The sequence below is a fragment of the Jeotgalicoccus nanhaiensis genome (assembly GCF_015235105.1).
Lineage (GTDB): Bacteria > Bacillota > Bacilli > Staphylococcales > Salinicoccaceae > Jeotgalicoccus > Jeotgalicoccus nanhaiensis.
This window is the reverse complement of the sequence record NZ_JADGLW010000001.1, coordinates 171479-197737: the sequence shown is the minus strand read 5'-3', so window position 1 is coordinate 197737 and position 26259 is coordinate 171479. Positions and strand designations below refer to the sequence as shown.

General features: G+C 41.0%; 26 protein-coding genes. 20 read left to right on the top strand and 6 right to left on the bottom strand.

What is annotated here, in order from left to right; genetic code table 11:
- Positions 1-3: 3 nt before the first annotated feature.
- Positions 4-732, bottom strand: a complete 729-nt coding sequence (locus tag IR135_RS00950) for an immunoglobulin-like domain-containing protein (RefSeq protein ID WP_135095872.1) — start codon at positions 730-732, stop codon at positions 4-6.
- Positions 733-824: 92 nt separating this feature from the next.
- Between IR135_RS00950 and IR135_RS00945 the strand changes: the two genes are divergently transcribed.
- A complete protein-coding gene (locus IR135_RS00945) occupies positions 825-1787 on the top strand; it encodes a calcium/sodium antiporter (protein WP_135095870.1) in 963 nt (320 codons plus the stop codon).
- A 93-nt stretch (positions 1788-1880) separates the two neighbouring features.
- Here the strand turns inward: IR135_RS00945 and IR135_RS00940 are convergent, their stop codons facing one another.
- Complete coding sequence (locus IR135_RS00940) at positions 1881-2729, bottom strand: bifunctional 5,10-methylenetetrahydrofolate dehydrogenase/5,10-methenyltetrahydrofolate cyclohydrolase (protein ID WP_135095868.1); 849 nt, start codon at positions 2727-2729, stop codon at positions 1881-1883.
- Between the two features lie 171 nt (positions 2730-2900).
- Between IR135_RS00940 and purD the strand changes: the two genes are divergently transcribed.
- From purD to IR135_RS00890, 10 genes are all read left to right on the top strand, one after another.
- Complete coding sequence (purD, locus tag IR135_RS00935) at positions 2901-4175, top strand: phosphoribosylamine--glycine ligase (protein ID WP_135095866.1); 1275 nt, start codon at positions 2901-2903, stop codon at positions 4173-4175.
- A gap of 255 nt (positions 4176-4430) precedes the next feature.
- Positions 4431-5690: a lipoteichoic acid stability factor AuxA gene (auxA, locus tag IR135_RS00930; RefSeq protein WP_228063368.1), complete on the top strand. Its 1260-nt coding sequence runs from the start codon at positions 4431-4433 to the stop codon at positions 5688-5690.
- On the top strand, positions 5668-6561 hold the full coding sequence (locus IR135_RS00925; protein WP_135095864.1) for a formimidoylglutamase: 894 nt from the start codon (positions 5668-5670) through the stop codon (positions 6559-6561). The genes auxA and IR135_RS00925 overlap by 23 nt, the downstream gene beginning before the upstream one ends.
- Before the next feature lie 65 nt (positions 6562-6626).
- A complete protein-coding gene (locus IR135_RS00920; protein ID WP_135095862.1) occupies positions 6627-7103 on the top strand; it encodes a hypothetical protein in 477 nt (158 codons plus the stop codon).
- A gap of 57 nt (positions 7104-7160) precedes the next feature.
- Positions 7161-7427 carry a phosphocarrier protein HPr gene (locus tag IR135_RS00915; RefSeq protein ID WP_115886087.1) on the top strand — a complete coding sequence of 89 codons (267 nt, stop codon included), beginning with the start codon at positions 7161-7163 and terminating at the stop codon, positions 7425-7427.
- On the top strand, positions 7427-9151 hold the full coding sequence (gene ptsP, locus IR135_RS00910; protein WP_135095860.1) for a phosphoenolpyruvate--protein phosphotransferase: 1725 nt from the start codon (positions 7427-7429) through the stop codon (positions 9149-9151). Before IR135_RS00915 ends, ptsP begins: the two co-directional genes overlap by 1 nt.
- A gap of 81 nt (positions 9152-9232) precedes the next feature.
- Positions 9233-10531 carry an MFS transporter gene (locus tag IR135_RS00905; RefSeq protein ID WP_135095858.1) on the top strand — a complete coding sequence of 433 codons (1299 nt, stop codon included), beginning with the start codon at positions 9233-9235 and terminating at the stop codon, positions 10529-10531.
- A 121-nt stretch (positions 10532-10652) separates the two neighbouring features.
- A complete protein-coding gene (locus IR135_RS00900; RefSeq protein WP_135095856.1) occupies positions 10653-12035 on the top strand; it encodes a cytochrome ubiquinol oxidase subunit I in 1383 nt (460 codons plus the stop codon).
- The gene (locus IR135_RS00895) at positions 12032-13057 is read left to right on the top strand and encodes a cytochrome d ubiquinol oxidase subunit II (RefSeq protein WP_135095854.1); all 1026 of its coding nucleotides are present in this window, start codon (positions 12032-12034) and stop codon (positions 13055-13057) included. The genes IR135_RS00900 and IR135_RS00895 overlap by 4 nt, the downstream gene beginning before the upstream one ends.
- Before the next feature lie 24 nt (positions 13058-13081).
- Positions 13082-13747 (top strand): potassium channel family protein, encoded by a 666-nt coding sequence (locus IR135_RS00890; protein ID WP_135095852.1) that lies wholly within the window; start codon positions 13082-13084, stop codon positions 13745-13747.
- A 67-nt stretch (positions 13748-13814) separates the two neighbouring features.
- Here the strand turns inward: IR135_RS00890 and IR135_RS00885 are convergent, their stop codons facing one another.
- From IR135_RS00885 to IR135_RS00875, 3 genes are all read right to left on the bottom strand, one after another.
- Positions 13815-14723, bottom strand: a complete 909-nt coding sequence (locus IR135_RS00885) for an acetamidase/formamidase family protein (protein WP_135095850.1) — start codon at positions 14721-14723, stop codon at positions 13815-13817.
- Between the two features lie 145 nt (positions 14724-14868).
- Positions 14869-16548 carry a ribonuclease J1 gene (gene rnjA / locus IR135_RS00880; RefSeq protein ID WP_135095848.1) on the bottom strand — a complete coding sequence of 560 codons (1680 nt, stop codon included), beginning with the start codon at positions 16546-16548 and terminating at the stop codon, positions 14869-14871.
- Positions 16548-16766, bottom strand: a complete 219-nt coding sequence (locus IR135_RS00875) for a DNA-dependent RNA polymerase subunit epsilon (protein WP_135095846.1) — start codon at positions 16764-16766, stop codon at positions 16548-16550. Before IR135_RS00875 ends, rnjA begins: the two co-directional genes overlap by 1 nt.
- 282 nt (positions 16767-17048) lie before the next feature.
- Here IR135_RS00875 and IR135_RS00870 point away from each other — a divergent pair, with 282 nt between their 5' ends.
- Positions 17049-17315 carry a hypothetical protein gene (locus tag IR135_RS00870; protein ID WP_135095844.1) on the top strand — a complete coding sequence of 89 codons (267 nt, stop codon included), beginning with the start codon at positions 17049-17051 and terminating at the stop codon, positions 17313-17315.
- A 53-nt stretch (positions 17316-17368) separates the two neighbouring features.
- Here the strand turns inward: IR135_RS00870 and def are convergent, their stop codons facing one another.
- Positions 17369-17920: a peptide deformylase gene (gene def, locus IR135_RS00865; RefSeq protein ID WP_135095842.1), complete on the bottom strand. Its 552-nt coding sequence runs from the start codon at positions 17918-17920 to the stop codon at positions 17369-17371.
- 112 nt (positions 17921-18032) lie between these two features.
- Between def and IR135_RS00860 the strand changes: the two genes are divergently transcribed.
- The 8 genes from IR135_RS00860 to IR135_RS00825 all read left to right on the top strand — a co-directional run bounded on the left by IR135_RS00860 (position 18033) and on the right by IR135_RS00825 (position 26252).
- Positions 18033-18662 carry a YkyA family protein gene (locus tag IR135_RS00860; RefSeq protein ID WP_167753325.1) on the top strand — a complete coding sequence of 210 codons (630 nt, stop codon included), beginning with the start codon at positions 18033-18035 and terminating at the stop codon, positions 18660-18662.
- 165 nt (positions 18663-18827) lie between these two features.
- Positions 18828-19934 (top strand): pyruvate dehydrogenase (acetyl-transferring) E1 component subunit alpha, encoded by a 1107-nt coding sequence (pdhA, locus tag IR135_RS00855; protein WP_135095838.1) that lies wholly within the window; start codon positions 18828-18830, stop codon positions 19932-19934.
- Positions 19935-19936: 2 nt separating this feature from the next.
- Positions 19937-20914: an alpha-ketoacid dehydrogenase subunit beta gene (locus IR135_RS00850; protein ID WP_115886098.1), complete on the top strand. Its 978-nt coding sequence runs from the start codon at positions 19937-19939 to the stop codon at positions 20912-20914.
- Between the two features lie 24 nt (positions 20915-20938).
- The gene (locus tag IR135_RS00845; RefSeq protein WP_135095836.1) at positions 20939-22273 is read left to right on the top strand and encodes a dihydrolipoamide acetyltransferase family protein; all 1335 of its coding nucleotides are present in this window, start codon (positions 20939-20941) and stop codon (positions 22271-22273) included.
- A gap of 4 nt (positions 22274-22277) precedes the next feature.
- Positions 22278-23684, top strand: coding sequence for a dihydrolipoyl dehydrogenase (gene lpdA, locus IR135_RS00840; RefSeq protein ID WP_135095834.1), 1407 nt, complete (start codon positions 22278-22280; stop codon positions 23682-23684).
- Between the two features lie 65 nt (positions 23685-23749).
- Positions 23750-24025 carry a UPF0223 family protein gene (locus tag IR135_RS00835; RefSeq protein ID WP_135095832.1) on the top strand — a complete coding sequence of 92 codons (276 nt, stop codon included), beginning with the start codon at positions 23750-23752 and terminating at the stop codon, positions 24023-24025.
- A gap of 130 nt (positions 24026-24155) precedes the next feature.
- Entirely contained in the window at positions 24156-25013 is an 858-nt protein-coding gene (locus IR135_RS00830; RefSeq protein WP_135095830.1) for a DUF4064 domain-containing protein, read from the top strand.
- A 243-nt stretch (positions 25014-25256) separates the two neighbouring features.
- Complete coding sequence (locus tag IR135_RS00825; protein WP_135095828.1) at positions 25257-26252, top strand: bile acid:sodium symporter family protein; 996 nt, start codon at positions 25257-25259, stop codon at positions 26250-26252.
- Positions 26253-26259 lie beyond the last annotated feature (7 nt).

The following is a 26259-nucleotide window of genomic DNA, read 5'->3' as shown; positions in this document are numbered from 1 at the left end:
TTATTATTCTACTGTGACCGTACGTGCGACTGCAGAAGGATCGCCGAAACTGTCGAATATAGCATAAGCTATAGTATATTCACCGGGAGTTTCATTATCAACTTCTCCTGAAATATACAGCTGATTGCTGATATCTGTGCCATCGACGTCGAGAACCCGAACACCGTCTTTTGGATCAAATGATTCGTCGGTGTTTATAGTTAAGTCTTCAGTGCCGCTGAAAGATACAGAATTTCCAATACCGGAAGAAGAATCTGAGCTCTTGTCTGAAGAGGATTTACCAAGCTGTTCTTCAGTCGGAGGAATCTGCGGTACAGAGTCACTCTCAGAAGCGGAAACTGTAACCTGGCGGACATGCTCATAATAGCCGCCGCGTGAATTTTCTACGCGGTAAGTTACACTATATGTACCGGGACTTTCAGTATTTACGGAGTTGTTTGTCACGTTTATACTGCTGGTAATATTTCCGTCCTCGCTGTCAACTGCGTATACACCGCTCAGAGGGTCAAAAGTATCGCCAGTTTGAACGTTAATATTGCCGACACCTTTTATTGCAGGTATACTGCCGGAATGGGCGAGAATCTCATCTTCCATTGTGGGGCCATCATAGTTTTCGTAAGCCTGATCTGTATTGTTCTCAGTTTCTTCGACATTTGTATCTATAAAATCACTGATAACCGGAGCAATCGGCAGTGCACCAATCATAAATTTTACTAGCGTATTTACATTCATTTATTACACCTCTGAATTTACAGTACTTTTTTTAATTTTAGCATATTGCAGACAGAACGACCAAGAATAGTTCGGATAGGGAGAGAAGAGATTTGACTTACATATTATTAATAGCAGGCTTCGTATTACTAATTAAAGGGGCGGGATATTTTGTTGACGGTGCGTCGGCAATAGCGGGGAAATTACATGTGTCCCCGCTCATTGTGGGTCTGACAATTGTTTCTCTCGGCACGAGTGCTCCGGAAGCAGTCGTCAGTATTATTGCGGCCCTGGAAGACAACGGTGATATGGTCATCGGGAATGTTCTGGGAAGCAATATCATCAACATCTCTCTGATGCTCGGAGTGACAGCGCTGATTTCTCCAATGATTATCGAACGGGAAACACAAACACGTGAAATTCCATTTTCACTGGCTGCAGCGGTGCTGCTGATTATTTTTATGTCAGACCGCTTTTTGCTGTCCGCTGAATCCAGCGAAATCGGACGATTTGACGGTGTGCTGCTCTTAGTGGGTATTGTTTTATTTTTATATTATATATTTGTAAAAGCCCGCCGGACTAAAGAAGCAACTTTAGATGATGAAGCAAAAAAATCGGGAAATGATTCAAGCTGGTTTAAAAATATCGCCCTTTTTGTAATCGGGCTCGCAGGTATTATATTCGGCGGTAACCTGGTCGTTGACAGTGCGTCAACGATTGCACTTTCTCTCGGTATGAGCCAGGCACTTGTCGGACTGACGATAGTGGCAATCGGTACATCGCTGCCGGAGCTGACGACATCTATTTCTGCTGCCAGAAAAGGCGAGGCTGGGATGGCCCTTGGCAATCTCATAGGCAGTAATATTTTTAATATATTATTTGTACTCGGCATATCCGCGGTAATCAGTCCATTAAGTGTCAGTGATTCGCTGTTTGCAGACGCATGGATACTCATTGCCATATCTGTTATTCTGCTGATTCTGGCTTTATGGAAAGGCAGGCTGTCACGCCTTGGAGGCGGAGTGCTTGCTGCTTTATATTTAGTTTATCTCGTTTACATTATTTTAAGAGGATAAAATCGTGAGAGCTGCAGGGAAGAAAGTTTGGTAAATTAGAAAATCCGTATATTTTACTCCCAGGGGTAAAATATACGGATTTGCTTATAAATATTATTTTTCGTTATGCCATTTAGCAGCCAGCAGCGTGTTATTCAAGACCATTGTGATTGTTAACGGACCGACTCCGCCCGGTACTGGTGTAATGTAGCTTGCTACTTCTTTGGCACTGTCGAAATCAACATCTCCGACTAACTTCTCATCGACTACAGTATTACCCACGTCAATTACGATTGCGCCTTCTTTTAAGTCAGAGCCTTTAATCAGACCCGGTTTACCTACAGCGCTTACGACAACATCGTAATTCTTAAGACTTGAAACCATATCTTTAGTGCGTGAGTGCATCAGGGTTACGGTGGCGTTTTCGTTAGTTAATAATTTAGCGACCGGCTGTCCTACAATATGAGAACGTCCGACAACAGCAACGGTTTTGCCTTCTAAAGAACCTGTGTGTTTCAAGAGCTCCATAATACCGAGGGGTGTGCATGGTACGAAGGTGCGCTGGCCGGTATAAAGGCGGCCGATATTAATCGGACTGAAACCGTCTACATCTTTATGCGGAGCAATTGCTTCCAGCACTTTATTTTCGTCTACCTGCGAAGGCAGCGGAACTTGTACAAGAATACCGTTTACTTTATCATCTTTATTCAATCTTTCAACTTCAGCGAGTACATCTTCTTCTGAAGTATCTTCATCGAGACGCACGATAGAAGATTCCATTCCAATTTTTTCAGCAGCTTTGTTTTTAGAACGTACATAGCTTAAAGAAGCGCCGTCGTTGCCTACAATTACTACTGTAAGGTTTGGTACAATTCCCTGTGATTTTAATTTTTCAACTTCGCTTTGTAATCCGGCGCGGTAATCTTTAGCAATTTCGCGTCCGTTTAATAATTCTGCAGTCATAAAAAATTCCTCCCTAAAAGTTTGTCTGTTTCATTATCTCGAAAATCATAAGAAAAAGCTATAGATATAATCTGATATCCGTCCCAAGAAATTAGTAGTGTTTATCTATTTAAGTTATACTGATGTTAAGTTCATATTACATAAGTGTAACAGTATGAAAGGGGAATAATTATGAACGTTGCAGTAATTGGCAAGGGTGGCAGGGAGCATGCCATTGTCAAGATGTTGGCAAATTCAAAAAGTGTTAATAATATTTATGCCATACCGGGAAACGCAGGCATGCGGGAAATATGCGAAGTAATGTACCGCGTCGATGAAGAGGATTTTGATGCGATTGCGGGAATTTGTATTGAGAAACAGGTCGACTGGGTCGTCATAGGGGATGCCGGTCCATTATCACTCGGCCTGGCGGATTTTTTAATTGATGAATACGGCCTTACTGTTTTCGGACCGCGTAAAAAAGAAGCCCGTATGGAAACAAGTAAATCTTTTACGAAAAATCTGCTTAAAAAATATAATATTCCTACAGCCGATTTCAAAGTGTTTGAAAGTTACGACGAAGCAAAAAAATATATAGAATCGGCAGTACCGCCGTATGTCATAAAAAAAGACGGTTTGTCGGAAGGCAAAGGAGTCGTCATTATAGAAAGCACAGAAGAGGGTTTAAAAGCGCTGGAGCAACTCGCAGTGCTGTCTGATGAAGGTGATATGCTGGAGCCGCTGCTGATTGAAGAATATTTACAAGGTGAGGAATTTTCATTAATGGTCATGGTTAATGAAGATTATACGCACACATTTGAAGTGATTGCCCAGGATCATAAAAGTGCATTCGGCAAAAATAAGGGTCCGAATACCGGCGGCATGGGAGCTTATGCACCTGTCACCCATATCAGTGAAGCAGTCAGGCTGGAAGCCATTGAAAAAATTATAAAACCGACAGCAGAGGCGATGGTTAAAGAGGGGCTCAGCTATTTCGGAGTGCTGTATCTCGGTGCCATGCTTACAGATAAAGGTGTTAAGGTACTTGAATATAATGCGAGATTCGGCGACCCTGAAGCCCAGGTGCTGCTTTCTATGATAGACAGCGATTTTGCATGCATCCTTGAAAAAGTGCAGAGGAAAGAACCGCTCAGCATTGACTGGAAAGACGGTTACACTGTCGGTGTGATGCTTGCGACAGAAGGTTATCCTTATGAGTATAAGCGGGGTATTGGAATTGCATTTACAGATGAAATAATGGATCGGAGTTTTATCAGCGGGCTGGCGCAGACCGAAGAAGGTGACTACATTTCTTCAGGCGGCCGGATTATGCTCGTAACAGGAACCGGCAAGACGATTGAAGAAGCTCTGAAAGCAGCCTACAGCAGCGTCGAAGAAATACAATTCGATAAGAAAGAAATATTTTACAGGACGGATATTGCACACCGTGCGCTGTTATCAAAATAAAAAAGAGGTCGGCTGAATGCCGACCTCTTTTGCATGAGTAAAAAACAATTAAATGATATAATTATTCCTTATCATGTGCGATTATGCGCGTGAAAAACTAAGTATATTATTCGAAATTTTTTAGCTGATATCAATATTATAATTATTATCTGTTATTAAGCTATATAGCCGAAAAAATTAAATATAAACATAAATATGCTGGAGAATGATTTTTATAGTTGAATTTTATATAATAGAAACGATTGAGGTGACAGGATGATAAGTAAGTTCAGAAATCGCAGTGAAGTGATTATAAGTTTTATACTCGGTGTATTTTTTATTGTATTAGGTCTTTTTATTTTGTTTAACACCGGTCAGATTAAAAATGAAGAAGTACCTGTTGAGGAAGATAAAATAGAAACAATTTTTGATTTAATTAATGCTTTCTTCGTCGAGGTATCGAATATGCTGTCCATGATGATTGGAGGATTTCCAATTATTGCAGGCATATTGATTATTTTGTTTGGTCTGTTTATGTTTAAAGTTGGTTCGTGGATTAACACTACTACTAAATACGATGTGCCGCTGACGTTTTTCTTTATCGGTCTGTCTCTGGTACTGTTTGTCGTTACGACTATATTAATGACACAAGTTTACGGTCTTTTTGCACTGCTGTTTCTAGTTGCTTTTATTATTCATTTACTGTTCAGTGTATTTAATGAGTACTTAAACCCGGACCACCGAAAAGAACATTATATGATTATTCTGCTGTTCTACGGTATTGCATATTTCTTTACACAGAATGCAGTGTATTCAAATATAGAGTCAACAATATCGCCGACAGATGTGCTGTCGATTAATTTATTTTTTGCACTCGTCTGGATATCATCGTTCATGGCACTGTGGGTCGGCGTTTTCCTGCTGAAGGCGAACAACCTGCTGAAAAAACCGGCAGATGGCCAGCCTGCAAAACTGTCGCGTTTGAATAAAAAGAAAAGCAGCAAAAAAAACTTTGCGCCCGATAAATATTTAGGATTTTCACAGAAGCTGTATGATTTCCGCAACAAAATTCTGGATAAGCTGAAAGAATTTTTTGAAACGGATCTGCCTTCCTGGTTTAAAGTCAACTATTTAGAAATAATCTTTGGGATTATCGTGCTGATCTTCGTCTTTTTAGAATTTAATAACCGCAACGGTGTATTCGTCGAAGGATACTTCAAATTGAATCAGATGCAGACGATTTACGAATGGGTTAATTTGTTTATTACTCTGGTGCTTGCAGTTTTATATTTAGTGTTCACGATTATGAATCTGGTAAAAAAACGATACTATCACAGACAGATGATCGTCATTTTCATACTTTGGCTGAATGTGACCGTCAGTCTGTATATCACACTTTTTAAAGATGTCGAGCTGTCATTGTTTATTTTACCATTCAATGTATTACTCGTATTACTGCTGACACCGCTTTTACTCATCAGTATATTTAAGGAATTCAAAGGGGACGATAAAAATGAGCCGGATAGAAAAATATAATTACAGCGGCCGTACGGATGACGCAGCTGTTCACGAGAGAATTCATCAGGTTATTAAAGATTATAACGGAGAATCGGATGTACCGGTGATTACAGGCTTCAGTTCGGACGAAGGTGTAAAACGCAATAAAGGCACGGCCGGTGCAGCAGAAGGGCCGTTTAAAGTCCGCGAGAAAATGGGGCCCTATGCATTCACGGACGACTTGTACGACTTCGGAACAATCATCGGTACGGAAGATTTGGAGCAATCTCAGAAAGATTTGGGTGATGCTGTTTACAACGTTTACAAAAATAACAGTTTTCCGATTATTATCGGAGGAGGGCATGAAACATTTTACGGTCATTATTTAGGGGCGAGACAGGCATTCAGCGGCAGCCTTGCCATTGTAAACTTTGATGCGCACTTGGATCTCCGTGACGAGAGACCTTCATCCGGAACGATGTTCCACCAAATCTTATCTGAGGATCAGGAAGCGGATTACTATTGTCTCGGCCTGCAGCCGCAAGGAAATACAAAAACATTGTACGACACAGCTGATAAATTCGGCGTCCAATATTATACAATCGATGAAGTCAGAGAAACGGATGCTGCTGATAAAGTAGCTGAACAGCTGGAGAAATACGATGCTGTGCTGATGACCTTATGTATGGATTCGCTGCAGCAGGCGGCCGCTCCTGGTGTGAGTGCGCCGAGCCCGAACGGTTATACTCCTTCGGAAATTCATAAACTGATAGGCAGGTTCGCAACTCTTCCAAATCTTAAAAGTTTTGATGTGTCCGAAGTATCGCCGCCGCTCGATATTAATGATCAGACAAGTGCGATGGCTGCGAGCATCATCCACAAATTTTTATCGGCTCGGGCATCATTTTAAGTTCGAAAAATTTAAAAACGGGTATAGCATATAATATAACTTTATAAATAAAGGAGTATTTAACTATGACCGGACCATTAACCAATACACAAATTGATGAGCGGGAAAAAGAAGCCCGTGAGCTGGTGAAATCAAAAGCAGGGAAATCTGCGTTAGCGGCAGCTTTGCCTATACCGCTTCTCGACATTGGTACAGACATGAAATTAATGAATGAAATTACCGGTGACATTGAAGATATATTCGGTATTACACATGATGAAGTATCGAAATACACCGATGATATGAAAACAAGAGCTGCTGTAATGATTTCCAGTGCCGGCGGGGAATTTGTCGCACGGAAAACTATCGGTTACGCAGTGAATAAGATAGGCAAGAAAAACAAAAAAGCAGAGGGACGCTTCGGAGTAGTACCTCTGGTGACTCAGGGTTCAACAGCATTAATCAGTTATTTTCTGATGAAAAAGCTTGGCTATGACCACATTGATAAATGCGTAGAGTATTTAAGATCTAAAAATATAGACAGTTCTGTGCATGAATCCTAAAAGTGGTGTAAAATAAGTGTAATCATTGAGAAATCCACACTTAAAGGAGAAAACATAATGGAAACAAAGTCATTTCTAATTATAGACGAAACGGGTATTCATGCACGCCCGGCAACAATACTTGTGCAGACGGCAACAAAGTTCGAGTCGGATATCGAGCTCGAATATAACAGCAAAAAAGTAAATCTAAAATCAATTATGGGTGTAATGTCATTAGGAGTAGGGAAAGGTGCTGAAGTAACCATTTACGCGGACGGCAAAGACGAGGAAGAAGCAATTGAAGCAATTTCCGAAACTTTATCTAGCGAAGGACTGACTGAATAATGCCAGAAATTATTGCAGGTTTAAAATTGAGTGAAGGAATCGGCTTTGGAAGCATATTTATTTCCGAAAGAGCAGATATCGAAGCCTCGAACAGAGAAATCGATGCTGGTCAAATTGAAGAAGAAATATCAGCATACAAGGAAAGTATTCAGGCAGCTCATATCCAGCTGCGCAAACTTCGGGAAAATGTCGATGAGCACCTCGATGAGGACAGCGCCGCAATTTTCGATGCGCATATTATGATGCTGGATGACCCGGGTTTTAATGAGCAGATTATTAACAGCATCAATAACCTTAACAATGCTGAAAAAGCGATTCAGCTGGCCGGTGAAGTGTATATTACAAAATTCGAATCACTCGATTCGGAGTATATGAAAGCACGGGCACTGGATGTTAAAGATATTTGTATGCGTTTAATAGCAAATGTACAAGGTGTGCAGCTGACGGATTTAACGCGCGTGGACGAACCTGTAGTAGTTGTTGCAGATGAATTAACACCATCTGCTTCAGCACAATTAGACAGTAAGTATATTAAAGGTATCATTACAGCAACAGGCGGGATGACCAGCCACTCGGCTATTATTGCCCGCAGTTTGAATATCCCGGCGATTTCAGGTATACCGGATATTTTATCTAAAGTGACTCACGGAGATGATATTATCATCGACGGTTTCACCGGGGATATCGTACTTTCGCCGACAGAGGTTGAAATGGCGGCATACAGTGAAAAGCTGAAAGCGCAGGAAGAACGGGAAGAAAAATTAAAAGATTTTATCGGTAAGGAAACAAAAACGCTCGATGGTATTAATATCAGCTTGTATGCGAATATTAAAGGACCGGAAGATCTTAACGATGTCAGCAGCAACGATGCAGAGGGCATCGGTCTTTACCGCACGGAATTTCTTTATATGAACAGAATGAATCTGCCGTCTGAAGAAGAGCAGTTCGAAGCGTATAAGGCTGTACTTTCGGATATGGATGATAAGCCGGTAATTATTCGGACACTTGATATTGGCGGAGATAAAGAATTGTCTTATTTAAATCTGCCTAAAGAAAGCAATCCATTCTTAGGTGAACGGTCCATCCGTTTTCTGTTAAAAAATGAAGAAATTTTTAAAACACAGCTGCGCGCACTCGTACGTGCAAGCGAACATGGGAATTTGAAAGTAATGTTTCCGATGGTCACTACAATCGACGAGTTTAATAGAGCAAAAGCGCTGCTGATAGAAGAAAAAGAAAAATATGAAGCTGAAATCGGCAAAGAGCTGAATGAAATTGCAGCAGGTATTATGGTGGAAACACCTTCTGCTGCAATGATCAGTGATCAGCTTGCGAAGCATGTTGACTTTTTCAGCATCGGATCAAATGATTTAATTCAGTATACGATGGCTGCAGACCGTTTGAATGAACAAGTGAGTGATTTATATCAGACTTATCATCCGAGCGTGCTCGGACTAATTAAAAAAGTCATCGACAGCGGCCGGAATAATAATAAATGGGTGGGCATATGCGGTGAAATGGCATGCGATCATAAATCTATCGCGCTCCTGACAGGATTCGGTATTGATGAACTGTCAGTCAGCCCGAAAAAAATTCTCGGAATCCGTGAATATATTTCTGAAATTAAAAAAACTGATATGGAACAGCTGAGTGAAAGTGTACTGTCGTGCGACAGTGCAGAAGACGTTCTGTATTTAATTGAAGAACATTTAAACTTAACTTAATCTTAAATATTGTATAGTACACTGGACATGTAGAAGGATTCTACATGTCTTTTTTTACAAAAAGTGAAGGGAAGTTAATATATGCAGCGACAAAGCCGCAGACCGGCCGTCTTATTTTTATCACTGCCTATCCTTGCATGGGCCTTATTCGATTTTGCCAATACGATTTTCTCTGCCAATATAGTTACCTTGTTTTTCCCTCAGTATATAACCGAAATAATCGGAACAGATGCGCGGCTTGAGCAAATATCATCAACAGTAATTGCCTATGCCAATGCTGCCAGCGCTCTGTTTCTTATTTTATTTTCTCCTTTATTCGGAGTATTGATGGACAGATCAGGGAAACGTAAAAAATATATTATTATATTTACACTGCTGACAGTCGGAGCGTCTGTACTCATGGGGCTTTTCGGCGGTATGAATACCGGCACTGTATTCGGTATTCCGAACGGTTTATTTTTAACGATACTGCTGTTTGTATTTGCTAAATTTACTTACAGTTCAGGTAATGTATTTTACGACGGCATGCTGTCATCGCTCGGCAGTAAAAAAGAAGTGCCGCTGATTTCCGGATTCGGGGTGGCTCTCGGATATTTAGGCACTTTATTCGGTATATTCTCCGTTTTAATTATCGTTGGAGACAGCAGTATTCATAATGCCTTCTGGCTGAGCGGTATTTTATTTCTGCTTTTTGCACTACCCTTATTCTTCATTAATAAAGACCCTGTGCAGAAGATAAAAATGAAGCAGCCATTTTTAAAAGGATATAAAGATATTTATTATACTTTTAAAGAGGCCAAAAAATATCCTTCGATTTTCTTTTTTATGATTGCTTACTTTTTTATTAATGATGCTCTTGCAACAGCAATCGCAATGATGCAGCCGTATGCAACAACTGTCGTCGGCTTTGAAGCAAGTGCTTTTTTAATCGTTTTTATGGTCGCAACCTTATTCAGTATTGCGGGAGCTCTGGTCTTTGGGTTTATCAATCAAAAATATGGCTCCAAACCTACATTCAGCATCATTGGACTGCTTCTTGCTGCTGCTATTATTATTGCGGCACTGCCGCTTCCGATGTGGACATTTTGGATTGCCGCCAGTTTATTCGGTATAGCGATGGGATCTGTCTGGGTAGTTTCAAGAACTATTATTATCGAGCTGTCACCGGAAGGCAAAGAAGGACAGTTCTTCGGTTTATTTGCGTTCAGTGCGAAAATGAGCGCCATCGCCGGACCGTTTATTTACGGTACAATCACTCTGGTATTGAGCGATTTCGGCACCGCAGCATCGCGTATTGCGATAACGAGCCTACTCGTGATGGTAATTATCGGCTTATACTTCCACAGCAGAGTAAAAATACCCCATAATCGCGCAGTTTAAATTTTATAAATCAAAGTATGTTAATTAATTCACAAATATGTCACTAAATTTTAAACCTAAGTATTTAATAGAAAGCGGTAAAACAGTTATAATAATAGGTATGAATATGGGGTGATTACAAATGGATGAGGTATTAATTGGACGCGTTTTAACCGGTATGACTTTAGGCTTTCATATAATTTTCGCCACTATCGGGGTCGGTGTTCCAATAGTGTTTATGGTTCTTGAATTTTTAGGGCTGAGGAAGAAAGATGCGCAGTACTTAACGATGGCACGGCGTATCGCAAAAGGTTATACGGTCACCGTTGCAGTAGGTGTGGTAACCGGAACCATAATCGGACTGCAGCTGTCATTGATATGGCCGGACTTTATGAGACTCGGCGGTCAAATTATAGCATTGCCGCTGTTTATGGAGACCTTTGCGTTTTTCTTTGAAGCAATATTCCTCGGAATATTTTTATATACATGGGATCGTTTTAAAAATCCCTGGTATCACTGGCTGTTAAATATACCGATTGTTATCGGTTCGACTTTGTCGGCGGTTTTTATTACGACGGTGAACTCATTTATGAATACACCGGCAGGATTTGACTTTGAAGGCGGAGAACTTTTAAATATCGATCCGATTGCCGCAATGTTCAATCCTTCGTCATGGGTCAGAGTATTCCACGTTGTCGTTACGGCATATATGACGATTGCTTTCCTTATGGCGACAATCAGTGCCGTGAAGCTGCTCAGATCATCACATAAAGAAGATAAAACATATCACAAAAAAGGCTTAAAAGTGATGATGTCAATCGGAATAATTATGGCAGTATTGACACTGCTGGCAGGAGATTTAACAGCGAAATTCCTGCACGAACATCAGCCTGAAAAACTTGCGGCTTTTGAATGGCACTTTGAAACAGAAGAAAATGCAGATTTAGTACTGTTTGGTATTTTAGATGAGGAGACGCAGGAGGTTAAATATGAACTGCGTATTCCATGGGTACTCAGCTTCCTCGCAGGAAATTCATTCGATACTGAAGTGACAGGGTTGAATGATATACCGGAAGATGAACATCCGCCGCTGATTATCCATTACTTCTTTGACTTAATGGTATTCTTCGGAATGTACGGACTCGGTATCGCTGCTGTGTACTTTATCGTTAAATTTACTAAGCGGTGGACAAAAATACACGAGCACCATCCGGCACTGCTCTATATGTACGCCCTCGCCGGTCCACTCAGTTTTCTGGCAATAGAAGCAGGCTGGTTCTTAGCAGAAATGGGACGGCAGCCATGGATTGTCAGAGGCTATATGAGAGTGTCTGAAGCGGTGACACAGGCAGACGGTTTAGGTATTACGCTGATAGCTTTTGCACTCCTGTACATGGTGCTCGGAGCGACATGTATATATGTGCTGCTCAGAATGTTTAAAGGCAAATCAGCTGAAGAAGATAAATTAAACTGGTATGGAGAAACCGGCATTATATCGAAAGGTGAAGGAGGTCAATTGCCATGAGCCTAGATTATGAGATTATCGGTGTAACTGTACTTTGGACCTTTTTATATCTCTATGTCATCATCGCATCGATTGACTTCGGTGCCGGATTTTTTAACTTTTATTCAAAATTGACAGGTGATGATAATATCATCAGTCCGATTATTTCACGATATTTAAGTCCGGTATGGGAGACAACAAACGTCTTCTTCGTCTTTTTCTTCGTCGGAATTGTCGGGTTTTATCCGGATACAGCATATTATTTAGGTACGACCTTGTTAATTCCGGGGTCGATTGCTCTGATACTGCTGTCGATACGCGGCTCGTATTACGCGTTTAACTCATACAACCGGGAAAGCAAGCTGTCATGGTCAGCCTTGTACGGTGTAACAGGACTTCTTATACCGGCGGCGCTGTCGATTGCACTTGTCATTTCAGAAGGCGGTTATATAGAAGAAACCGCCAAGGGCATCGATTTAAACTTTGAAAATTTAATTTTCAGCACTTACGGCTGGTCGGTTGTCTTTCTCGCAATTATTTCAGTGCTTTATATTTCGAGCGGTTTTCTAACGTTCTATGCTGCAAAAGCTGAAGATAAGAAAGCAAGTGAATTAACGAGAACCTGGTTTTTAATCTGGGCCTTGCCGACGCTCGTTATTACCCAGTTTACGTTTTTAGGACTAAGACAGCATAACTATGAACACTTTATGAGTGCTCAGAATTACTGGTATTTATTTGGGCTGAGTCTTCTTGCAATGCTGATTGCGGTCTTCTTAATCTGGCAGCGCCGCAACTACGGTACAGCTTTCATTATGATAATGCTGCAGTACGGTTTTGCTTTTTACGGCTATGGTATCAGTAAACTGCCGTATATACTTTATCCGTATGTAAATATTAATGACGCTGTTGTTAACGAAAATATGGCATTTGCATTGACAGTCGTCTTCGTATTAGGTTTACTATTATTAATTCCATCACTATTCCTGCTTGTAAGACTGTTCCTGTTTGATAAGGATTATGTGAAAGGGAAGCAAAAATACTAGTTACTTAAAGAATAGGTTGATACTATGAAAAAAGAAATTGCAGTCATCGGACTGGGCAGATTCGGCGGAAGCATCGTTATGGAACTGAGTGAAATGAACGTGGATGTCCTTGTTATTGATACGGACGAAACACGTGTCAATGAATATCAGGATTATTATTCTGAAGGTATTATCGGAGATTCAACAGATGAAGCGATGCTGAAAAGCATCGGCATTGATAATTATGATAATGTCATCGTAGCTATCGGAGATAATATTCAGGCGAGCATCTTATCGACACTGATTTTAAAAGATCTCGGTGTTAAAAAAGTAACAACTAAAGCTCAGAATTCCTATCACGGCAGGGTGCTTGAAAAAATCGGAGCTGATATAGTCGTCCATCCCGAAAGGGATATGGGGCGCAGGATTGCCCATAGACTGGTATCTTCATCTGTTGTCGAATATTTGGAAGTATCGAGCAGCCATTCCATTATTGAATACAGCGCGAATGCAAGACTTGAAAATAAACGTATAAGCGATTTAAATATTCGCGAGAAATTCGGTATCAGTATTATTGCAATAAACAGAGACGGCGATATTATCGTGAGTCCGGACTCGCAAATAAGCATACTCAGTGGAGATATACTGATTCTTATAGGCAGTGTCCAGCAGCTGAATCATTTTGAGAGAGTTATGGAGCGTCTTAAATAAATACAGGAAACGTCAACAGCACCTCCCGGAGAAGGGAGGCGCTGTTTTTTATTAGGGGGAGTAATAATTAGTTAAATTCAATTCCGTAATGATCGAGAATATATTGCGGCATGAAGTATCGTGCTGTCTTTTTAGGATCAACGACCTGATTAATTTGTGTTTGGCCGCCAAGACTCATCAGCATCGTAAATTCCTCCATGCTCAAATCAGTTTTCGGCTGAAGCAGCTCAGCCATTTTATGAACTGAAGTATCAACAGCGGTATCGAGACTTTCATCGGAAACATTCAGATAAATACCTTCATCATTAATAATTACTGGATGTTCAGTTGGTAAATTCTTTGCTTTTTCAAATGTTACATTAACACTCGCGCTGACTTCAAGTCCTGATACACTGACTTCGCCGTCAGCCATCGCAGCATGTACATCACCGAGACCAAACAGCGCACCGTCATGATAGACAGGCAGGTACAGAGTGATGCCTTCTGTTATTTTCAGGCAATCCATATTGCCGCCATGGGTATCAGGCGTGCCGTTATTCACCGCTTCATCAGGCGGAGCTACACCGATTACACCGATCATCTTATTAACTGGAAGCGGCAAGCCGTTAAAATTGACTGTATTATTTTTAGTATCAACATCGTAAATACGGACGAGCGTTTCTTTCAGAGTATCTCCCATCACACCCATACCGGGGCCGGTCACCATAACTCCAGTATCGGAAATATCAATACTGTTAATCGTTATCTTTAAAACATCTCCCGATTTAACGCCATCTACGTAAACCGGTCCTGTTGCAGGATTAATTCTTTCCCAGTCAAGTCCGCCGAAAGAACCTTCCTCGGAAGTGATTTGCCCTGTAAAGCAGTCATGTGTTTCAATATCGACAGTATCTCCTAGCTTAACTGTTAACTTCGGCTCGTTCTCTTTGCTCATTGCATAAAAAAGATTATCCTTTGAAAGTTTATGGTGTGCCATTAAAATTCCTCCTTAATAATACATTCTTCTCTCATTATAGATTAAATTAAATTAAAGACAAAAAGGAGGTGTAGAGGAGTTACAGAAAATAAAAAAACACCGAAATCCCAACTAATCGGGACATCGATGCTTAAGTCATATTATTTTATTTATCGTCGTTAACTCTCATGATAATCGGAAGAATCATTGGACGCCGCTTCGTTTTGTTATAAAGGAAACCGCTTAATTCTTCAATAATCAGCTGTTTAACATTATACCACTCAACATTTTCTTTTGAATCGAGCAGCGTTTTGACTTCATCGCGGATTTTCTTCTCTGCACTGCGGATTAGACCATATGATTCTCTCATATAAACGAAACCGCGGGAGATAATATCCGGACCGCTTAACAGTTCGCCTGTTTCAAAATCAATTGTCAGCACGACGATTGCGAGGCCTTCTTCCGATAATGATTTACGGTCCCGGAGAACGATATTGCCGATATCTCCGATACCGTTGCCGTCAACGAATACTGTGCCGGCAGTGACGCGGTGTGAGAAACGCGCACTGTCTTTCGTCAGGGCAAGAACGTCGCCGATTTCAAAAACAAAAATATTCTCTTCTTTGACACCTGTTGAAATTGCCAGTTTCTTATGCAGGTCGAGCATACGGTATTCACCGTGAATCGGCATAAAATACTTAGGCTGCATCAGACGGAGCATTAATTTCTGTTCTTCCTGCGAACCATGTCCTGATGTGTGAATATTGGACAGTTTGCCGTGGATAACATCAGCGCCTGCTTTATAAAGCGCGTTGATTGTTTTGTTAACGCTCAAAGTGTTACCCGGAATCGGCGATGAACTGAAAACTACAGTGTCATCAGGAATGATGCTGATTTGTCTGTGTGTACCGTTGGCAATACGCGACAGTGCTGCCATCGGCTCTCCCTGTGAACCTGTACATAAAATCATCACTTTATGTTTTTCTATTTTGTTAATCATTTTAGGTTCTATAAATGTCTCAGGCGGAGCTGTAATATAGCCGAGCTCCTGGCCGATTTTAATGTTGTTTTCCATGCTGCGGCCAAAAATACAAATTTTGCGGTCGAATTTCACCGCAGCTTCAATTGCCTGCTGCACGCGGTAAATATTCGATGCAAAAGTAGCGAATATAATACGGCCTGTACATTTACGGAATATATCTTCAACGTTCTGGCCGACTGCTTTTTCACTGATAGTGAAGTTTGGAACAGTGGCGTTTGTTGAGTCTGACAGAAGGGCAAGAACACCTTCTTCACCAAGTTTCGCCATTTTGGCAAGGTTTGCCGGTTCGCCGACCGGAGTGAAGTCAAATTTGAAATCACCTGTATGAACAATATTGCCTTCCGGTGTCCGTACGATTACGCCGTAGGCTTCCGGGATAGAGTGAGTCGTTAAGTAAAACTCAATATCCATATGCTTAAATTTCAGAACGCTGTCCTCATCGATAGGAATTAATTCAGTCTGGCTGAGAAGATGGTGTTCCTCAAGTTTGTTGCGAATTAACCCCAAGGCAAGCGGACCTGAGTAGATAGGTACTGAAATTTGTCTTAATAAGAAAGGAATACCGCCGATGTGATCTTCGTGGCCGTGTGTTACAATCAGTGCACTGATTTTATCTTCGTTTTCTTTTAAGTAAGTGTAATCAGGTATTACATAATCAACGCCAAGTTCATCATCTGTTGGAAACTTGACCCCTGCATCGATAATAATAATTTCATCTTTATATTCGATACAGTATGTGTTTTTCCCGATTTCTCCCAGTCCCCCAAGAGCAAATACACCTACTTCATTTGATTCAAGCGTCATTACGCGATAGTCTCTACTTTAAAATCTTCGTTATTGTTTTGTTCGTATTCCAGATGCGCGGGACTAAGTGCCTGGATAAATTCGATGTTGTTCTGGTTCGTTTTCAAATAGTTGCGAACCTCTTCTTCTGTTTCTGCCTCGACATAGCGAATCTGTGTGTCTTCTCTAATGATACGCGTGTCCATATCTTCTTGGAAAAATACTTTAAATACTGCCATAATTTATGACTCCTTTGTTAGTTATTTATCATTATTAAAATAAATGTTAAAAATAAAAATATGTGCCTAAATTTTTTAAGCACATTATTTAGGGCGCTATTTACCCTTCATATATTCATTGCGCAATAAACCTTTTCTGCCCAGGATGCTTTTCAACTTTTTCTTAAGTTTCTCACGTAACCTTCTCAGCATACTATCACACCCTTATATACTTATTCTCATTTTACAATATAGACCCGGTACTTGCAAAGACTTTATAATAGTAACAAGGGAGGGAAAACTGTGAAGATAGAAAGGATTATGTCGACAGTTAAAAATGAGAAGATGCGAAGTGATAAAATATTTACCGGCATCGAGTTCAATGTCCGGGGGAATCAGGTCGTTATGAACTATGTATATGCTGACTACAGCAGTCAGACGGATACTGATGTGTACATGCCCCACGGAGAAGATCCGGTTTTTATTAACGAAGAAGAAATGAATATGCTGCTTCAGAAACTGCGTGAAAAAAATATTCAATATAATATCAGAAAAGATGAATTTATTTAAACTTAAAAAGACGGGGACTGTGTTTAACACAATCCCCGTCTTTTATATTGGTCCTATTCGAGCGGTTCGGCATTGCCGGTCGGCTCAAAAGGCGCCTTCTTATCAATATGGTCGTAAAACATTACGCCGTCCAGATGATCGAGCTCGTGCTGCAGGACAACTGCTAAAAAGCCTTTTGCCTTAATATCGATTTTCTCTCCATCGATTGTTACAGCACTGACGCGGATGCGTTTTTTACGTTGCACGATGCCTTCTATTTCTTCATCGACACTCAGGCAGCCTTCGCCGGCCGGTAAATAAGTTTCATTAACCGAGTGACTGATTACTTTAGGATTAATCAGCATGTAGTCGTATTCCGGATTGCCTTCTTCATCTGCAACATATATCGCAAGCATGCGCTTATCGAGACCAATTTGAGGTGCGGCAAGTCCGACACCCGCCCGGAGGGAGTATTTTTCACTCATTTCAGGATTCTGTGAGTTAATCAGATACTCTCTCATACTTTTTAATTCTGCTATTGTCTGTGCATCGATTTCTGCCACTTCGCTTACTTTTTTACGCAGCATCGGATGACCATCGCGCACAATATTTTCCATAGTCAGCATGATAAAACCTCCTTCGTTTCAAACACTCGGTTTATTATACAATATATTTGCGTTAAAATGGTATTGTAAATACTGATAAAAAAACTAAATTAACATGGGGGTACATATCGAAGTGAAGAAATTTATTGTATTACTGGGCGGAGCAGCCTTGTTTTTATCTGCCTGCAGCAATGCGGAATCCGAACTGAATGATTTTTACGATGCGTTTACCGGCAGTCTGACTGAAGAAAAAGGACTGGGCGAACTGAACGAACAGTATAATGAACTGGAAGGTTCAAAGGCATCGATGCAGGAAGAATTGAACAATGCTGATATTAAAGAGATTAACAGCATCAGCGAAGAGCTTCAGACTAATACTGCAGAGCGTCTTGAATTGCTGGAGGAAGAACGCGGGCTGATTGCGGATTCAGATGAAGCATTTGAAGATGCACGTGAAGCAGCGGAAGATATTTCGAATGAAGAATATAAAAAAGAAGCAGATTCTCTTGTAACAGCAATGAATGAGCGGTTTGACGCACATAAAACGATGACTGATACATATACAGAAGCCCTGCAGGCAGAAGATGCGTTGTTCGAATATTTAGGAAATGAAGATATTGCACAGGATGAGGTGGATGAACACTTAAACAAAATCGCCGAATACAGCGAACCGATTAACGAAGCATCCGAACGTTTTGCCTCTGAAACAGAAAAAATAAATCAGTTAAAAAGCGAAATAGAACAAATTCTTGAAAATAACTAAAAATCCAAGGTGTTACTAGAACAGATTTAACTGTATCATTAATGAAAACGCTGACATATCAACTCTGTACTAATCTGTTACACCTCTATTTTATTTACTGTTAGAACAGTAGTGTGATAAAATGAAATTAATTACAAACAAATCTAGAAGGGATTGTGAACATACATGGCAGCAAATAAGAAATTGAATCCAGTTGATGTTCTTTCAGAAATAGAAGCAAAATTTGAAATGCTTCAGATTTTGAATGAAAAAGGCGAAATCGTCAATAAAGACATGGATCCGAAATTATCCGATGATGAACTCGTTGAGTTAATGACGAGAATGGTTTGGACTAGAGTTTTAGATGAGCGTTCTACGGCATTAAACCGTCAGGGACGTCTAGGTTTCTATGCTCCGACAGCCGGTCAGGAAGCATCGCAGATTGCAAGTCACTACGCATTATCTGAAGGGGATTATGTACTCCCGGGCTACCGTGACGTACCTCAGTTAATCTGGCATGGCCTGCCGCTGACTAAAGCGTTCTTATTCTCACGCGGTCATTATAAAGGGAATCAGTTCCCGGAAGGTGTTAATGCACTCAGCCCGCAGATTATCATCGGTGCGCAGTATGTGCAGAACGCAGGTGTAGCACTCGGTCTTAAAAAACGCGGCAAAGAAAATGTAGCAATTACCTATACAGGTGACGGCGGAACTTCACAAGGGGATTTCTATGAAGGAATCAACTTCGCAGGAGCTTACAATGCACCGGCAATCTTCGTTATTCAAAACAATAATTACGCAATTTCAACACCGAGAGAATTGCAGAGTAAAGCTGCAACACTGGCTCAAAAAGCTGTAGCAGCAGGCATCCCGGGTGTTCTTGTTGACGGCATGGACCCGCTCGCAGTTTATCAGGTGACAAAAGAAGCACGCGACCGTGCAGTTGCGGGAGAAGGCCCTACGCTGATTGAGGCACTGTGCTACCGTTTTGGACCGCACACGATGGCGGGAGACGATCCGACGCGTTACAGAACTTCAGACGAAGACAGCGACTGGGAGAAGAAAGACCCGATTGTACGTTTCCGTACTTATTTAGAAGGTAAGAAATTATGGTCTAAAGAAAAAGAAGATGAAGTAATTGAACAGGCTAAAGAAGATGTAAAAGCGGCAATAAAAGAAGCAGATGCAACAGAAAAACAATCTGTAACTGAGCTGATGGACCTCATGTACGATGTGAAGCCGTCTAACTTAGAAGAACAGTATGAGTACTATAAAGGGAAGGAGTCTAAATAATTATGGCACAAATGACGATGATTCAAGCTATTACTAATGCTATGGCTACAGAACTAAAAAATGATGAGAATGTTCTCGTTTTCGGTGAGGACATCGGTGTCAACGGCGGGGTTTTCCGTGCAACAGAAGGTTTGCAGGAAGAATTCGGCGTAGACCGTGTATTCGATACGCCGCTTGCAGAGAGCGGTCTGGTGTCATTAGGTTTAGGCTTAACTTTAGAAGACTACCGTCCGGTAATTGAAATTCAGTTTTTCGGCTTCCTGTTCGAAGCAATGGATGGAATTGCGGGACAGATAGCTCGCCACAGAGTGCGTTCCGGAGCGAGCAAGCAAACACCAATCGTTATCCGCGCGCCATTCGGCGGCGGTGTTAACACACCGGAACTTCACGCAGACTCTCTGGAGGGCTTAATGGCTCAAACTCCAGGTTTACGCGTAGTAATTCCGTCAAACCCGATAGATGCTAAAGGACTGTTAATTTCAGCGATCCGTTCCAATGATCCTGTTATTTTCCTTGAGCACATGAAGTTATACCGTTCTTTCCGTGAAGATGTACCTGAAGAGGACTACGAAGTGGAAATCGGCAAAGCAAGCATTAAACAGGAAGGTACAGACATTACTTTAATCGCCTACGGCGCTATGGTACAGGAAGCGATGAAAGCTGCTGAAGAACTGGCCAAAGAAGACGTGAGTGCAGAAGTTATCGACCTTCGTACTGTTTCACCTGTAGACTACGACACTTTAATCGATTCTGTTAAGAAAACTAACAGAGCAGTAGTTATCCAGGAAGCGCAGCGTCAGGCTGGTGTTGCAGCAAACGTAGTTTCTGAATTATCGGAGCGTGCGATTCTTCATCTTGAAGCACCGATTAAACGCGTGACTGCACCTGATACGGTTTATCCGTTCACGCAGGCTGAAAGTGTCTGGCTGCCGAACAAAGATGATATCATTGAACGTGCAAAAGAAGTGCTGGATTTCTAGAGTCTAATAATAGGAGGAATAATTATGGCATTTGAATTTAAACTCCCGGACATCGGTGAAGGAATTCACGAAGGGGAAATTGCTAAATGGCTAATTGCCGAAGGCGATAAGATTAATGAAGATGATGTATTGGTTGAAATTCAAAACGATAAAGCAGTCGTAGAAATTCCATCTCCTGTAGATGGGACTGTGTCTAAAATTCATGTCGAAGAAGGCGAAGTTACTACAGTCGGAACGACAATTGTAACAATCGACGACGGCAGTGAAGATTCAGGTTCATCAGACAAAGCTGAAGAGAAATCTGAAGAAAAACCTGAAGAAAAAGCTGAAAAACCTGCGGATGATGCAGCTAAACCGGCTGATGAAGAACAGGTTTCTGAAGAATCTCCGAACAAAGAAGAAAAACAGCCGGATAAAGATAAATCAGACAGCGATAAAATAGTTATTGCGATGCCGTCTGTCCGTAAATTTGCACGTGAAAACGATGTGGATATTAAAGAAGTTACAGGCACTGGTAAAAACGGCCGTATTCTAAAAGAAGACATCGAAAACTTCGGTACTGAAGCAGCTGAGTCAGAACAGGCTGAAGAAACTAAAGAGGAAACTTCTGCTTCAAGTGAAGGAACACAAAAAGCTCCTCTTAAACAGCAGACAGGCGAACTGGAAACTCGCGAGAAGATGAGCGGTATGAGAAAAGCGATTGCGAAAGCAATGGTTAACTCTAAGCACACATCACCTCACGTTACACACATCGATGAAGTTGAAGTTGATGCCTTGTGGGCTCACCGTAAGAAGTTCAAAGAAATCGCAGCTGAGCAGGGTGTTAAATTAACCTTCCTTCCTTATGTTGTTAAAGCGCTTGTATCAGCACTTAAGAAATACCCTGAATTAAACACTTCAATTGATAATGAAACATTTGAAGTCATTCAGAAACATTATTATAATGTAGGTATTGCGGCAGATACTGAAAAAGGTTTAGTAGTGCCTGTTGTAAAAGATGCAGATAAACTTTCAATGTTCGAAATTTCTGATGAAATTAACGAATTGGCTACAAAAGCACGTGACAGCAAGCTTTCATCTGATGAAATGAAAGGCGGTTCTGTAACAATTTCCAATCTGGGATCTGCAGGCGGCAAGTGGTTTACACCGGTTATCAATCAGCCTGAAGTTGCTATTTTAGGAATTGGCCGTATTGAAGAACAGCCTGTCGTAAGAGACGGAGAGATTGTCGCGGCACGTGTTCTCGCACTATCACTAAGTTACGACCATAGACAAATCGATGGCGCAACAGCTCAAAATGCTTTAAATCACATTAAGCGTCTGCTTAATAATCCGGATTTATTATTAATGGAGGGGTAGTAAAATGGTAGTTGGAGATTTTCCTATTGAAACAGATACAATTGTAATTGGTGCAGGTCCCGGCGGTTATGTCGCTGCAATCCGTGCAGCGCAGCTTGGACAGAAGGTAACTCTGGTAGAAAAAGGAAATGTCGGCGGTGTATGTTTAAATGTAGGATGTATTCCGTCAAAAGCAATGATTTCATCAGCGCACCGTTACCAGGAAGCTCAAAATTCCGAAGATATGGGTGTTATTACAGAAGGTGTTAAATTAGACTTCTCTAAAGTTCAGGAGTTTAAAGAAAGCGTAGTAAACAAACTTGTCGGCGGTGTTGACATGCTCTTAAAAGGTAACAAAGTCGATGTCGTTAAAGGCGAGGCTTACTTTGCAGAGGGCAACAAATTAAAAGTGATGGATGATAAGCAGTCTCAGACTTATGAGTTCAAAAACGCAATCATCGCAACAGGATCACGCCCAATCGAAATTCCAGGATTTAAATTCGGCGGCCGTATTTTAGATTCTACAGGTGCCTTGGCACTTGAAGAAGCGCCAAAAAAACTTATCGTAATCGGCGGAGGCTATATCGGAACTGAACTTGGTTCAGCTTATGCCAACTTCGGTACTGAAGTGACGATTCTTGAAGGAACACCTGATATATTAGGCGGTTTTGAAAAACAGATGACTCAGCTGGTTAAGAAAAATCTTAAATCTAAAAATGCGACGATTGTTACTAAAGCGATGGCTAAATCTGCCGAAGAGACAGAAAATGGCGTTAAAGTAACTTACGAAGCAAAAGACGAAACTCATGAAATTGAAGCGGACTACGTACTGGTTACTGTTGGCCGCAGACCAAATACTGATGAGCTCGGACTTGAAGAATTAGGAATTAAAATGTCTGACCGCGGTTTAATCGAGGTTGACAAACAATCGCGCTCAAGTATTTCTAATATCTATGCTATCGGTGATATCGTTGACGGTCTTCCATTAGCTCACAAAGCAAGCTACGAAGGTAAAGTTGCAGCAGAAGCAATCGCCGGCGAAAAATCAGAAGTTGATTATATCGCTATGCCTGCAGTCTGCTTCACTGAGCCTGAACTTGCTACAGTAGGCTACAATGAATCACAAGCCAAGGATAAAAATATCGAAGTTGTTACCGGCAAATTCCCGTTCCAGGCGAATGGCCGCGCACTCGGACTTAACAAGACAGACGGTTTCGTTAAAGTCGTCGCACGTAAAGAAGATGGACTGGTCATCGGTGCTCAGGTCGCAGGTAACGGTGCTTCAGATATTATTTCTGAACTTGGACTTGCAGTTGAAACAGGTATGACACTTGAGGATATCGCATTGACAATTCATGCGCATCCGACGTTAGGTGAAATTCCGATGGAAGCGGCAGAAGTTGCTTTAGGACGTCCGATTCACTCAATGTAATTTTATAAACTTTAAAGGTCAGGGTAAAACACTCTGGCCTTTATTTGCTTTGGAGGCTGAAATTAATGAATAATGAATACTCATATCCGCTTGATTATGACTGGAGCACCGAGGAAGTGCTCTATGTCATGTCTTTTTATCAGGCAGTTGAAATCGGTTATGAAGAAGGCGTGCTGGCTGGTAAATTTGAAGAAGCTTATAAGGACTTTAAGGAGATAGTACCGTCAAAATCCGAGGAGAAAAAACTTTTCAAAGAATATGAAAAAGTCAGCGGCAAAGTACCTTACCTTCTAATTAAACAGCTTAAAGATGCAGAACCGTCCGATATCATTAAGCCGTAAAATGACTTGAAGGTCTCTGCAGTTAATAAATTTAATGCTCTAGAGGTTTTATTAACAATTTAAAGTATCGCTTGATTAAGTTATGCTGACGGTGGGTATTAACTACTAAAGACAAATTAGGAGGCTTATTATGGCAAAGGAATACACTCAAACTGTAAAACCTGTCAGCCGCATTGCTGAAAGAACATTCGGCTGGCTGGGCTGGCTTATACTGCTGGCATTTACTGCAGGAATCTTGTTTTTCTCATTAGTTACTATGAATGACCCGAATCAAATTGACCAGATTACCAGCCAGATGGAATCTCAGGTGCAGGGTATGAATACTCAGGGAGTTGATCCGCAGGCTGTTATCGATATGACAATTTCTGCGCTGAGCAGTTCTTGGATGGTAGCACTTTATCTTGCATTGCCATTAATCATTGCGATACTTGGTCTGTTAAATATGCGCCGTAGAATTTTAGCAGGTATTTTACTGCTGCTTGCTGCGATTCTTGCAGCTCCATTAGTATTTACTTTAATCTCATCGCTGTTCTTCGTCATCGCAGCAATTCTGCTGTTTGCACGTAAAGATTTAGTTGTGAAAAACGAGGACCCTAGAGATGCATACCCGCGTGAAGAACGTAACGGTTACAATAACCGCAATGAATATCTTCCTGAAGAAGAAAATAGAGCAAATCAGCACCGCGTTCAGACTCCGCCTGATGAAGATGTTAAAATTCACCAGAACAGAGACACGGAGTACGGTTATAATCAGGAAAGCAAGGTGCGCGGGGAAGATATTGAGAGCACGCGTAAATTCAGCCGTATCGATGAAGATGACTCGTCTATGGTCGACAATAATATCGATTCAAAAAATATCGACCAGCCGGTTACTGACCGCGAATATAATCGGCAAAGCGGAGTAGATACTGAAGAACTAAACGAAATTGACCGGGAAGATCCTGCTCGTACAAGAAGAAACAACGTTGATCGCAGAAATCGAAAATAAGACAATATTTCAATCCGGAAGAGTTATTGATTCTTTCGGATTTTTAATATGGAGAAATTTACACAAAATTATTATAGATTTTGTAAACGATAACAATGCTATGAAGTCAATGGTACAGAGATTTATCCATATCTTAAGTTATCTGAATTTAATAAATAATCAAATATTCATATTCTAATAACCGTATATTTCTGTTATGATACCTCTTATACTATTAAAAATTAAGTATAGGGGGTCTTATATGTGAATGCATTAATCAGGTTTAGTAATTTTATAGGAAACACTTTTGCTGTCTGGGTCATTTTATTTGCAGCTCTAGCTTTTGCCTTACCCGGGGGTTTTACATGGATTTCACCATACATAAATCTGCTGCTCGGTATTATTATGTTCGGCATGGGTTTGACTTTAAAGTTCAAAGATTTCAAACAAGTAATTACAGCTCCGAAAGAAGTCATTACTCTTGTAGTTGCACAATATACCATCATGCCTTTAATCGCATTAGGGCTCGTTTATTTATTTCAGCTGCCTGCTGAAATTGCAATCGGCGTTATTCTTGTCGGCTGCTCGCCCGGTGGAACATCCAGTAATGTGATGACTTTCCTTGCAAAAGGCAACATGGCATTATCAGTTACTGCAACATCGGTAACAACACTTCTTGCACCAGTTATAACTCCGGCGCTGACATTGTTTCTTGCCAGTGCCTGGCTGCCGGTATCATTCTCGGCAATGTTTATATCGATAATCCAAATAGTGCTGATACCAATAGCACTTGGAGTAGCGGTTCAATACCTGCTCGGAACTAAAGTTGATAAAGCTGTCGGCATTCTTCCATTAATTTCAGTGCTAGGAATTATCGGTGTAATTACCGCAGTAGTATCAAATAATGTTGAAAATATTATTACATCCGGACTGCTTATTTTTGCAGTTGTAATACTCCATAACCTGCTCGGTTATTTAGTTGGTTTTCTGCTCGGGAAAGTACTGCGTTTCGATCTCAGAGACACAAAAACGCTGTCGATTGAAGTCGGCATGCAAAATTCAGGTCTTGCCGCAACGCTTGCTGCAACTCACTTTTCACCAGTTGCTGCTGTACCGGGAGCACTGTTCAGTGTCTGGCATAATATTTCCGGTTCACTTGCAGCAAACTGGCTGAACAGAATTGGCAAAAAGAAACAGGCAGATAAAAAGGAAGGCATGGCTCGAGAAAAGCTTAAAGAGGTAAACCAATCAGAAGTTTAAAAAAGGC